The organism is Actinosynnema sp. CS-041913 (assembly GCF_050942485.1).
GTDB lineage: Bacteria > Actinomycetota > Actinomycetes > Mycobacteriales > Pseudonocardiaceae > Actinosynnema.
The window spans coordinates 1357851-1369572 of record NZ_CP192037.1 but is presented as its reverse complement, the minus strand read 5'-3'; the positions used below and the strand labels follow the sequence as shown (position 1 = coordinate 1369572).

Sequence of the window (11722 nt, the reverse complement as noted above, 5' to 3'; positions counted from 1 at the left end):
CACAAGCGCCGCTAGCTCAACTGGCAGAGCAGCTGACTCTTAATCAGCGGGTTCGGGGTTCGAGTCCCTGGCGGCGCACTTCCCAGAACCGGGCCGGTATTTCCACCGGCCTGGTTTTTGCATTCCCGGTCGTTCGCCCTCCCGAACCGAACACGCCGCGCCGCGGTCCACCAAGTGGGACGCCATCGGTGCCGACCGCGAACGCACCGTGTCGATCTCGGCCCCTCCGCTGCACGGCACGGGTGGTTCTTGCCCCCCATTCCGGCGGACCCGGCCGTTGTCCGGTGCTGCGTACCGTACGGTCGTCTTGGCACAGCGGGGAGGGGACCGCATGACGGCCGGTAGCGGTGGGGGCACCGAGCGGCACAATGTGCTGTGCGGTTCCGTGGTCGGCGGCGCGGTGCAGGCGGGCGAAGTCCACGGCGATATCCACTTCCATCACACGGTGCCGCAAACGCCCGCCCCGCGCCAGTTGCCCGCCGCGCCGGCCCATTTCACCGGTCGCGTGGACGAATTGTCCGAACTCGACGGCATTTTCCGCCAAGACGGGCGAATGCTCGCCGTGCTGTGTGGTCCGGGCGGCGTCGGCAAGACGGCGCTCGCCCTGCACTGGGCGTACCGGCACCGATTCACCGACGGCCAGCTTTACGTGGACCTCGCGGGCTTCAGCGGCGAGGAGCCCGTCACACCCGGTGAGGCGCTGGGACTGTTCCTGCGCGGTCTGGGTGTGCCGCCGGAGCGCGTGCCCGCCGGGCTGGTCGAGCAGGCCGCGCTGTACCGGTCGCTGACAGCCGACCGGAACCTGTTGGTGGTGCTGGACAACGCCCTGTCCGCCGCCCAGGTCCGCCCGCTGCTGCCCGCCTCGCGCGGCAGCGCCGTCATCGTCACCAGCCGTAGCCGGCTCGCCGGTCTCGTCACGGAGGGCGCCCGGCTGGTGGATGTCGGTCCGCTCGGCGTCACGTCGGCCATCCGACTCCTCGACCTCGCCGTCGGCGGCACCCGCGTCGCCCGGGAACACGCCCCGGCCAGCACGTTGGCCTCGATGTGCGGCGGCCTGCCGATCGCGCTCCGGATAGCCGCCGCGCGCCTGGTCGCCCGCCCCAGGTGGTCTGTGGAACGGGTAGTCGCCGAGCTGAACGACGAACGCGGCCGGCTCGCCGTGCTTTCGACGTCACCGGAGCTGTCCGTGCGCAGCACGTTCGACCTCTCCTATCGCGCCCTACGCCCCACGGCCGCCACGCTCTACCGACGCCTGGCACTGCACCCGGGCCAGGACTTCGGCCCATCGGTCGCGGTTTCGGTCCTCGAAGACGCCACCCCGGACGTCCTAGAGGAGTTGGTGGAGGGCAGCCTCTTGGAAGAGGTCCACGAAGACAGATACCGCTTCCACGATCTCGTCCGGCTGCACGCCCGCGATCAGGCCGACGCCGACGAACGGGCCCTTGCACTGCGCAGGATGCTGGAGTGGTACCTGGCCGCCGCACAGGTTGCGGACCTCGCCGTCACGCCCTACCGGGGCCGCCTGCCGTACGTGTTCACGGCCGAGCCCGCCCACCTCCCCACGCTGGACCGCACCGAGGCCCTGGCGTGGTTGGAAGCCGAACGGCCGAACCTGATCGCCGCGGGCAGGGTCGCGCTGGACCGCGACTGGCCCGCCCTGGCTTGGCAGCTAGCCGATGTCATGTGGCCGTTGTTGTTGCACCACAAGCACTACCGTGATCGTCTGGAGATCAACGATCGGGGCATCACGGCCGCACGCCGCTGGGGCAACCCGGTCGCGGAAGCGGTCATGCTGAGACGTCAGGGCATGGCCTGCACGACGTTGGGCAGGCTTGCCGAGGCCGAGGAGCACCTGACCGCCTCCATGGCGTGCGCCACGAAGGCCGGCGACCGGCGTGGCGCGGCGGACGCGCAGGAGATGCTGGCGCTGCTGCACCTGGATCAGGGACGACTCCGGGAAGCATTGGACGAACTCGAGGAACTGGCGCGGATCAACCGCGAATTGGCCGCGGTCCGCAGCCTGGGCCTCACTCTGATCCACCTCGCCGACGCGCTCAGCCGAGCAGGGCGCGTCACGGATGGCCTGGCGGCATTGCGTGAGGCCGCGACACTCCTCGACAGCCTGGCCGAGCCGGACCCGTACAACCGGGCCCGTGTCACGGTCGCCGAAGCCCGCCTGCAGCTCAAATCCGGCAACAGGGCAGGAGCCACCCGTATCGGCGCGCAAGCGCTGGCGGACATGCAGGCGCTCCGCTCGGATCGGGGTGCGGCGGAGGCGCACGAGGTGCTGGCCGAATCGGCGGACGATCCGGCGCGTGCCGCCGAGCACTGGCGGCACGCGCTGGACCTGCTGACCAAGCTGGGTTCCCGGCGCGTGGACGAGATCTCAGCGCGGCTGCGCGGGCGTGAGCCGCCCGCAGGGTGACAGTTCCGCACGGTGCCGTGCGCACCACAACAGCAGCCCGTGACGACGCAGCATCGCGAGGTCGAGCCGCGCCACCCGCCACGTGTGCAGCGCGCCGACCACCGACCGCCACACTCCCTCCGCCGCAAGGCATTCGGAATATTCGGCTTCGAACGCCACGGACTCCCCGTCTGCCGTCAGCGCCACGATCCTGTCCTCGAACACTCCGACCGCGAGCGCCCCGTACGGGTTGCGTCGCAACGAACACCGCAACGCCTCTTCGTCCACAGTCGACTCGACCAACACGTCGGCCAGCGTGGAATACCTCACAACGCCACCACCGGAACCGTCGTCAACGCCCGATGCCGGCCGGGTTCCGGCAGGTCGAGCAGCCGGTACATGGCCCGCCGCAACTCGGCTCCGGACCGTCCCGGACACGAGGTGAGGCAGTCACGGATCCGGTCGGCCAATCCCACGGCGTTCCGGGACGCGACGTCCAACTGCTCGATCACCGGCCGGTCGAACTCCAGCCGGGGGGCGGTCCGACGCAGCAACTCCTGCGCCGACCCGTCCCCGAGCACCGCGCTCATCGGCGGGCCGGCGAGGACCACCGGCGTGCCGATCGCCGCCGCGTACACCCCGACCGAACCGTGGTCGGCGATGACGTGGTCAGCCGCGATGACAGCCGCCCGCCAGTCCACCTCAGGTCGGATCACGATCAGCCCCGCGTCCGCGCAATCGGCCAGCCACGCGTCGATCTGCCTTGGCCCGTGTGCGAACCAGCCCGCCGGGTGCAACATCGTCGCCACCCGGAACCCCAACTCCGTGAGTTCTTCCAACAGACGGGGCAACAGGTCTTCGAACCGGGCGAACAACGAGTCCAACCCCCACGTGGACGTGACGACCAACAGCCGCTCCTCCGCCTTCACGCCCAACGCCGACCGGTAGTCGGCACGCCGAGGCAGGCTCACCACCATCCGGTCGTAGCAGGGATCGCCTGCCACCACCGCAACGTCCAACGCCTCCGGGCACTGCCGCCGCAACACCTCACGCTGGTTCTCATGCGACAACACCAACGCCGCCGCCAACACCTCCCCGTTGTGCAGCAACCGCTGCGCGTCCAACCCGTACACCTGCGGTGGCCCGGCAACGGATACCGACTTCCCGTAGCCGGCTCCGTGCGGCATCACGAGCATCGGCGCGTGTACCCGGTGCAGAGATCCATACGACGCGGCCAACGCGAGATCGAACCGCTCCCGGATCGCCTGCTCCCACGGCAGGACCACCCCGCGGGTAGACCGGAGAAACTCCGCCACACCCGTGGAAAAGGTGTCCGGAGCCTGACAGAACGTGACCTGAACCCTCGTATCGGACTCGATCACCTCCACTGCCTCCAGCAACCGCTGCCCGCTGGCGACGGTGTGGACCACCGCCAGCACCTGCCGGCACTGCCCCCTGGTGACCCACCGCGGCGCATCGATCCCGATCGGCACCCTCAACCATTCGGCGTTCGTCATGCAGTCCCCTCCCCTTGGCTGCGCCAAGGGTCCGATCCGGGTTTGCCGGTGAACTTGCAGTTCGCTTGCACCGCCGATCGCCGGGCGGTCGTACTCAGATTGGAGCAATACGCGCAAGTATGCTGCGGAACCTTGACCGGTTACCTCACACTGTGTTTCCGTGGCGCCCGCCGGTGAAGGGAGGCGCTGGTGGAATTCAAGATCCTCGGGAAAACCAGATTACACATCGACGGGAATGACCTCGACCTCGGTTCAGCCAAGCAACGGGGCGTCCTCGCATTGCTGCTGTACTACACAGGCACGCCCGTACCGGTCGACCGAATCGCACAGACACTGTGGCGGGGTAGCACGCCCACCGAGGTGCGCGGCAAGCTCCAACCGCTGATCAGCCGCTTGCGGGGCGTCCTGGCCAGGTCAGGTTCAGAGGGCCGGATACACAAGGACGGCGATGCCTATCGACTGGAGCTCGCCGCGGAACTGGTCGACTACCACCGTTTCCGCATATTGGCGGAAAAAGGGCGTGCGGCAGCCGCGCAAAATGATCACCAACGGGCAAAAGCATTGCTCCGGGAAGCTCTGGACCTCTGGCAGGGCCGGCCACTCCAGGAACTCGACGGTCCGTGGGCGGACCATTGTCGCGACCAGATGGAGACCTTCGACCGGGTGCCCGCACAGCACGCCCTGCTGGACAGTCGACTGCACCTGCGCGAGCACGTCGAGGTAATGGGCGAGGCCGGCCGACTCGCCCGCGAGCACGAGCTGGACGAGAACTTCGCCCGCCTCTACATCCAATCACTCGATGGATTGGGCAGATACGCCCGCGCACTGGAATTCCACGCCCGGTTCTGCGCACACCTGTTCGACGAGACCGGCGCCGAGCCGGGCCCGGAGCTGCGGGGCGTCTACCAGGACATCCTGCGCAAGCAGGCGGGCACCGCCCCCGCCGAGCCCGCACCACGCCGGTCGCCACCGCGTGACCTGCCGAGAGACATCAAGAGGTTCGCAGGCCGGGCGGACCTCCTCGCGCGGATGGACGAGGTGCTCGAATCGGGCCTGCACGGGCAAGTCGTCGCGCTGCACGGGATGCCCGGCATCGGGAAGACCAGGCTGGCCGTCCGCTGGGCGCACCGGCACGTCGACCGGTTCCCGGACGGCCAACTCGTGCTCGACCTCCAGGGCTTCGGCCCCGGCAACCCGCTAGCCCCGGACGACGCGTTGGGGATCCTGCTCGCGAAATTGGACGCCGGACCGGTTCCGGTGACCGGGCAGGAACGCCGGGCCAAGCTCCGCCGCGTGCTCGACGGCCAAGCCGTGCTGGTCTTGTTGGACAACGCGAGCGACAGCAACCAGGTCCGCCCGATCCTCGACGCCACCGCGGCGTGCTTCACCATCATCACCAGCCGCACCCGGCCGTTCGCGCTGCCGGTGCACGACGACGCGCACGTGATCCACGTGCCGCCGCTGTCCGCGACCGAGTCCGAGTCCCTTCTGCGCGACGTGATCGGAGCAGACCGGGCCGATGACGACCCCGCCGCAGTGAACGAGCTGGCCGGTCGCTCCAACGGCCACCCGTTGGCGCTCAAGATCGTCGCGCAGCACGTGGCCCTGCGCCCGGAGATCGCCGTCGCGGATCTTGTGGAGGACTTCAAGGGCCCTGAGGGCCTGGGCATCCTGGGGTCGTCGGACGACAGCGACGACGAGAACGCCACCCTGTCCGCCGCGTTCTCGTGGTCCTACCGCGAACTCCCCGCGGACGCCGCACGGATGTTCCGCCTGCTCGGTCTGCACTTCACCACGGAATTCGGCCCGGAGGCGGCGAGCGCGCTCCTCGGCGAACCGGTCAGCACCACGACCAGCCACCTGAGCACCCTCACGAAGGCCAATCTCCTCCAGTACGGGGCAATGCGCCGATTCCGCCTGCACGACCTTCTACACGGCTACGCCGTCGACCTGGTCCGCTACGAGAATTCCCTGGGCGCGGGGAAAACCGCCCTCACTCGGCTGCTCAACCACTACCTGGCTACCGCAACCGCAGCCTGTCAACGCCTGAACCCGGACCTCTCGCCCGTGCCGCCGCTGGAAGGCTTGCCGGCCGTCGACCCGTTCGCCGCCGATCAGGAGGCGCTCGACTGGTTCACACGCGAACGCGCGAACCTGGTCGCCGCCGTACCCCGAGCCGTGAGCCACGGTTTCCCCGAGCACGCCTGGCGGCTGGCGGCCAACGTGCACGAGATCTTCGACCGTCTCGGCTACTACGAGGACCTGTTGACGTGCCAGCGCGCCGCGTTGAAGGCGGCCATGGTGCTCCGTGACAGAGAGGCGCAGGCAGGCACGTTGGCGGACACCGGAACCGTCCACTTCCGACTTCGCCAGTACGACGAGGCGGCACAGGCATTCGAGCAGTCGCTGGCGATCGCCCGCGAACTGAACCTGACGGAGATGGCGGCGATCGACGTCAACAACCTGGCCAATGTCCACTTGGAACGTGGCGAGATCCTCCGAGCCGTCGGACTCCTGCACAACGCACTGGATTCCGCAAGGAGCTTGGGTGTGCCCAGCTTGGAAGCCGCCACACTGGGGCAACTGGGACTGGCGCACCGACGGATGGAACGCGACGATTCGGCGCTGGAGTTCTACACATCGGCCCTTGCGATCTGGAAGCGAATCGGCAACCTGCGCGGGCAAGGCACCACGCTGACGAAGATTGGCAGCCTGCTGCACGAGCACGGCGAGAACGAGGAAGCGCTCGGTCGACTGGAGGCGGCGCTGGCGGTGAGCCAGGCGAGCGGCGACCGGTCCAGGACGATCGAAGCACTGGTCGCCAAGGCCGAGACGCACTACGACCTCGGGCAATTCGAAGAAACGATCAACTGCGCGGAACGCGCCATCGAATTGTGTGCGGACGCCGGGACGGCCAAAGACCACGCCCGTGCCCTGCACATGATCGGACACGCACTGGTGGCGGTAGACGATTTCGCGGCCGCCGAGCGCAATTGGATTGAGGCGGTGGCACTGTTAGGCGGCACAGGAAGCTTGGAAGGCGCACTGATCGAGAAGCATTTGACGGAACTCCGAGAGTCCTCGCGCACGATTCCGGACCCTCGTGACCCGGACGTGAGATTGAGCAGTTCGCCATCGAAGGAGGTGACGCCAAGGTGATCAACCCCTCGCGCTCACTCTACCATCGGGATCAGTCACACGATCAGGGCCCCTAACCCCTTCACAGGCGGTAGACGGGTACCACCTGCGGGGGACACCGAACCATGTGTAGAAGACCCCCCGAGATCTTCGATTCTTGGTGGGTATGGAATGATGAGGGCGTGTATCGACCCCGCTTACTGACGGCCGTGCTTACGCTGGCGCTCGTGCTCGGCGTGTCTACCTTCGCCGCTCCAACCGCCAACGCATGGCCAACCATCATTTATAAAACCGCTGGAGCCGGAGCTCCGATGAAGGCTCAGTAAGCCACGTGCGTCCGCGTCCGCACATAGGCACACACGGCGGGCGACTCCTAGTCGCCCGCCACGGTACTCGCGGGTGTCAGCCGAACGCGAGCGCGATCCTGCGGCCGGCCAGCAGCCGGGTGCGCCGCACCTCCGAGTCCACCCGAACCTCGGGCGTGCGGTCCAGGCGGTCGTAGGACTTGGCCAGCAGCCAGTGCGCCGCCTCCGCCCCGATCTCGTTCAACGGCCCCTGCTCGGCCAGCCGCCGACGCGCGACGTCCACGTCCCGCGTGACGAACGCCTTACGCACCATCCCGCCGGACAGCTCGTCGATCAGGAACACCATCGCGTGCTCGTCCACGAACCGGTACACGCAGATCAACGCCAGATACCCGGCGTCGATCGAACGGTCGCAGATCCACGAACCACCGACGTCCAGCGCGGGCCCCGCCGGACACACCGCGTCGGACGCCCACTCCCGCGGCCTCCCCGTGAGCATCGCCGCCAGCACGCGCAGCAACCGGTCGTTGCGCCGACTCGGCAACGACACCGCGTGCTCGATGATCCCCGCCCAGAACTCCTCGTCGGTGACCACGTCGGCCACCGCGCTGCTCACCACCAGCTCGGCGTCCAACGGATCAGTCAACTGCGGCAACGCACGACACCGGTCCACGACCTGACGCTGCACCGGACTCAGCGGCGTCCCCAATGGACGTTGCACCACCACGATCGGCCGCCGCTTGGGGCGCTGCGTCTTCCGGCTCACCGCGCGAGGCTGGCACGTCCCACGCCACTCCGACCGCAGCGACACCACGGCACGAGGCAGAATCACCCATCGTGGACACCCTGCGCGAGGCGATCCGACGGGCCGCGGCGAACCGCCGTGCCCCACTGCCACGCACCGCGGGCCTGACGCCGACCGAAGTGGACAGTGCCGTACAGGCCGTTCTGGACGAGACACTGGACCACCTGTGGAACCACGGATGGCTGCCTTACGACCTGTACGAGGTCGTCAGGCGCAACGACGACGAGCGCGCACTCTCGTTCCTGGTGGACGCACTGGCCCGCAAGACCTCGCGCTACCAGTCGCTGCACCCACGCTGGACCGAGCAGTTGACGGAGATCGACGCGACCGTCTGGTGGGACGAGTCCGAACCTCACCTGGCCCAGTGGGCGACGAAGCACATCGAACTCCCGGACGACGCCGTAGCCGTGGCCGTAACCCTGTTGAGCAGCCTGATGGCACTCCCCGGCCTGCCCACCATCGTCCCCCGCCCCGGCACGCCGCTGGCCGGGATCACCCACCACAGCGTGGACCCGAAGATCCTCAAGCGCGTGCGGTCCCTCCTGGCGAAGGCCGAGTCGACCCCGTTCCCGGAGGAAGCCGAGGCCCTGTCGGCGAAGGCGCAGGAACTGGTCACCCGCCACGCCCTGGAACGCATGCCGTCCGAGGCCCCCACCACCACGTCCCGTCGTCTGTGGCTGGACAAGCGCTACTTCGACGGCAAGGCCCACGTGGTGCACGTGGTAGCGGACGCCAACCGCTGCCGTGCGGTCGTCTACGACCTCGGCTTCGTGGCGCTGGTGGGCGAGGAACTGGACCTGGAGATCGTGGAACTCCTGTCCGCCTCCCTGCTCATCCAGGCGACCCGAGCCATGGTCGCGGCCGGCGACGGAGCCCGCAAAGGCTCCGAAGCCCGCACCCTGGCCTACCGGAAGTCGTTCCTGCTCTCCTACGCCCACCGCATCGGCGAACGCCTGAAAGCAGCCAACACCCCCACCGCCGACGACCGCCTGCTACCAGTGCTGGCCGACCGGAAACGCGCGGTAGACGACCTCTTCACCACGCTCTTCACCCGCACCACCAGCAAGTCCACCCCAATCCGCAGTGCCGCGGGCTGGGACGCCGGCCGCGTTGCGGCTGACCGAGCCGACCTGGACATCGATCGCCCCTAGGACCACGGCGCGTCCGGCTCGGCGCACGTCCGGGGCCACGACGATGAGATCATCTAGGCGGTCTGACCTGCGACTTCCAAGAACTGTCGGTGCCCGTCCGTAACCTCTCCGTCATGACCACGACAGCCATGGACGTCCGCAAGATCTTCAACGTCACCCAAGAGACCCGATTCCGCTTCAACGGCTGGTACAGCAGACGCGACCAGGTCGTGGAGCACGTGATGGCCCACGAAGCCGACGCGATCCACCGCGTGACACCGCAGGACGTGGCGGTCGCCTGCCGTAGCGCACCGGAGACCGGCCCACCCCCGGACATCCTCGACATCCGCGACTGGCGGCCCGAGTTCGCGTTCACCCACGTCGCCCACCACGTGGTCGAGACCCTGGGCCGATTACCCGGCTGGGACGAGTTCCGGCAGTTCTGCGAGGCGGACGACAAGACGCGCGCCATGCTCTGGACCCCTGCGAAGGAGGCGATCGCCGACGCCCGCGCCGACAAGTCGGTGGCCCGCATCGCCATGCACCACAAGGTGGTCGCCGACTTCAAAGCCTTCCTGCGTGACACCTTCGTGGTGGCCCACTTACGCCAGCACGGGCTGGACGTGCGCGTGCACCCGTTGGCGGACGTGGTGTTCGAGGTCGACGCCTGGGTGGAAAGGCTCATCCTCAACCCGCGTGGCGGGCCGCAGCGGTCCGCGGATCTGCTCGTCCACGCCATGCCGCCGTTCTTCTTCCACGACCTGGGGATCACGGAGACCGAGCAGGTCGGCGCGGTCGCGTTGCCGGCGCGGCGTCAGCTCGACCGGGCCGTGGGGAGGCTGCGCGCGGTGCTGTACCCGGAGTGAGCCATCATGGCGCGGTGGCGAAGCTGGAGACCACGGACGACGTCCGCGCCAGGATGAGCAAGCAGCGCTCGCGCGACACGGAGATCGAGATCGCGCTGCGCCGGGAGCTGCATCGGCTCGGCCTGCGCTACCGGGTGCACCAGCGGCCGGTTCGTGCGGTCCGCCGGGAGGCGGATGTCGTGTTCGGGCCCGCGAAGGTGGCGGTGTTCGTGGACGGCTGCTTCTGGCACGGGTGCCCGGAACACGGCACGTGGCCGAAGCGCAACGGCGACTTCTGGCGCACCAAGATCGAGACGAACCAGGCGCGCGACGCCAACACCGACCAGGTGCTGGCGGAGGCGGGCTGGCTCGCCGTGCGGGTCTGGGAGCACGAGGACCCGGCCTCGGCGGCGAGTCGGGTGCGGGAGACGGTGTTGGCGCGGCGCGGTGGGCTAGCCTGACCGACGTGCTGTCCATGATCGACCTGTTCGCCGGCTGTGGCGGCATGACCTCCGGGTTCACGTCGGCGGGCGGGTATCGGCCGGTCATGGCGGTCGAGTGGGACCTGCACGCGGCGGCGACCTACGCGGCGAACTTCGGCGAGGACCACACGTTCTGGTCCGACATCGCCGCGATCCCGGACGGGAAGATCCCCGAGGCCGACGTGATCGTGGGCGGCCCGCCGTGCCAGGGGTTCTCGAACCTGGGCTCGCGGGACGTCAACGACCCGCGCAACTCGCTGTGGCGCGAGTACCTGCGGTTCGTGCGCAAGGCACGGCCGAAGGTGTTCGTGATCGAGAACGTCGACCGGTTCCTGTCCTCGACCGAGTTCGCCTTGCTCCAAGCCGAGACCGAGGGCTACGAACTGAGCGCGGGCATCCTGCTCGCCGCGGACTTCGGTGTGCCGCAACGCAGGCGGCGCGCGATCGTGATCGGCTCCCGCATCGGCCCCATCCCGCTGCCGACGCCGACCCACCCGCGCGAACGCCGGCACACCGTCCGCGACGTGCTGACCGGTCTGCCGGAAGTCCCCGCGACCACGGCGCTGCCCAAGTCGACGGTGGAGTTCTTCGGCACCACCCTGCCCGGCCGGCACAAGAGCCCGGACCTGCACATCGGCCGCAACCCGACCCCGCTGTCGGTGGAGCGCTACCGCCACATCCCGCCCGGCGGCGGCCGGTTCGACCTGCCCGACGCCCTGCTGCCGCGCTGCTGGCGGGAGAAGAAGACCGGCACGACGGACGTGATGGGCCGGATGCGCTGGGACGAGCCGTCCCTGACCATCCGCACCGAGTTCTACAAGCCCGAGAAGGGCCAGTACCTGCACCCGCAGTGGGAACCGGGCGAGCACGGCCACCGCGTCGACCGCCCCATCACCCACCTGGAAGCCGCCCGCCTCCAGAGCTTCCCGGACGACTTCGAGTGGTGCGGCACGAAGATCGAGGTGGCCAGGCAGATCGGCAACGCCGTCCCGCCGTCCCTGGCCAGGGCCATCGCAGAGCACCTCAAGCCGTACCTGACGGGCGCGGCCCGCACCGCCCCGAAGTGCCCCCTCTGCCCCTGAACCCGCGCACCAGA

General features: G+C 68.8%; 9 protein-coding genes and 1 tRNA gene. 7 read left to right on the top strand and 3 right to left on the bottom strand.

Annotated features, from left to right (window positions below; genetic code table 11):
- Positions 1-5: 5 nt before the first annotated feature.
- Together ACQPZF_RS06765 and ACQPZF_RS06760 are read left to right on the top strand one after the other, a co-directional pair.
- A tRNA-Lys gene (locus tag ACQPZF_RS06765) sits at positions 6-78 on the top strand.
- 253 nt (positions 79-331) lie between these two features.
- A complete protein-coding gene (locus ACQPZF_RS06760; protein ID WP_433269366.1) occupies positions 332-2425 on the top strand; it encodes an ATP-binding protein in 2094 nt (697 codons plus the stop codon).
- On the opposite strand, the gene ACQPZF_RS06755 is transcribed toward ACQPZF_RS06760, so the two are convergent.
- Positions 2387-2734, bottom strand: coding sequence for a hypothetical protein (locus ACQPZF_RS06755; protein WP_433269364.1), 348 nt, complete (start codon positions 2732-2734; stop codon positions 2387-2389). The two genes, ACQPZF_RS06760 and ACQPZF_RS06755, sit on opposite strands and share 39 nt — an antisense overlap.
- A complete protein-coding gene (locus ACQPZF_RS06750; protein WP_433269362.1) occupies positions 2731-3921 on the bottom strand; it encodes a hypothetical protein in 1191 nt (396 codons plus the stop codon). Before ACQPZF_RS06750 ends, ACQPZF_RS06755 begins: the two co-directional genes overlap by 4 nt.
- 189 nt (positions 3922-4110) lie before the next feature.
- Between ACQPZF_RS06750 and ACQPZF_RS06745 the strand changes: the two genes are divergently transcribed.
- Positions 4111-7080, top strand: a complete 2970-nt coding sequence (locus ACQPZF_RS06745; RefSeq protein WP_433269360.1) for a tetratricopeptide repeat protein — start codon at positions 4111-4113, stop codon at positions 7078-7080.
- 381 nt (positions 7081-7461) lie between these two features.
- Here ACQPZF_RS06745 and ACQPZF_RS06740 read toward each other — a convergent pair whose 3' ends face one another.
- Positions 7462-8130 (bottom strand): hypothetical protein, encoded by a 669-nt coding sequence (locus ACQPZF_RS06740; protein ID WP_433269358.1) that lies wholly within the window; start codon positions 8128-8130, stop codon positions 7462-7464.
- 71 nt (positions 8131-8201) lie between these two features.
- On the opposite strand from ACQPZF_RS06740, the gene ACQPZF_RS06735 reads away from it, so the two are divergent.
- The 4 genes from ACQPZF_RS06735 (at position 8202) to ACQPZF_RS06720 (ending at position 11708) form a co-directional block, all read left to right on the top strand.
- On the top strand, positions 8202-9320 hold the full coding sequence (locus ACQPZF_RS06735) for a DUF2786 domain-containing protein (RefSeq protein ID WP_433269356.1): 1119 nt from the start codon (positions 8202-8204) through the stop codon (positions 9318-9320).
- 113 nt (positions 9321-9433) lie between these two features.
- Positions 9434-10165 (top strand): hypothetical protein, encoded by a 732-nt coding sequence (locus ACQPZF_RS06730; RefSeq protein WP_433269354.1) that lies wholly within the window; start codon positions 9434-9436, stop codon positions 10163-10165.
- A 53-nt stretch (positions 10166-10218) separates the two neighbouring features.
- Positions 10219-10605, top strand: coding sequence for a very short patch repair endonuclease (locus tag ACQPZF_RS06725; protein ID WP_433274456.1), 387 nt, complete (start codon positions 10219-10221; stop codon positions 10603-10605).
- Between the two features lie 14 nt (positions 10606-10619).
- The gene (locus ACQPZF_RS06720) at positions 10620-11708 is read left to right on the top strand and encodes a DNA cytosine methyltransferase (protein ID WP_433274454.1); all 1089 of its coding nucleotides are present in this window, start codon (positions 10620-10622) and stop codon (positions 11706-11708) included.
- Positions 11709-11722: the final 14 nt, after the last annotated feature.

What these genes read in the sequence shown, in the direction of transcription:
- ACQPZF_RS06760 (WP_433269366.1), top strand. Translation starts at nt 332, where the DNA reads ATGACGGCCGGTAGCGGTGGGGGCACCGAGCGGCACAATGTGCTGTGC.
- ACQPZF_RS06750 (WP_433269362.1), bottom strand. Translation starts at nt 3,921, where the DNA reads ATGACGAACGCCGAATGGTTGAGGGTGCCGATCGGGATCGATGCGCCG.
- ACQPZF_RS06730 (WP_433269354.1), top strand. Translation starts at nt 9,434, where the DNA reads ATGACCACGACAGCCATGGACGTCCGCAAGATCTTCAACGTCACCCAA.
- ACQPZF_RS06725 (WP_433274456.1), top strand. Translation starts at nt 10,219, where the DNA reads ATGAGCAAGCAGCGCTCGCGCGACACGGAGATCGAGATCGCGCTGCGC.
- ACQPZF_RS06720 (WP_433274454.1), top strand. Translation starts at nt 10,620, where the DNA reads ATGATCGACCTGTTCGCCGGCTGTGGCGGCATGACCTCCGGGTTCACG.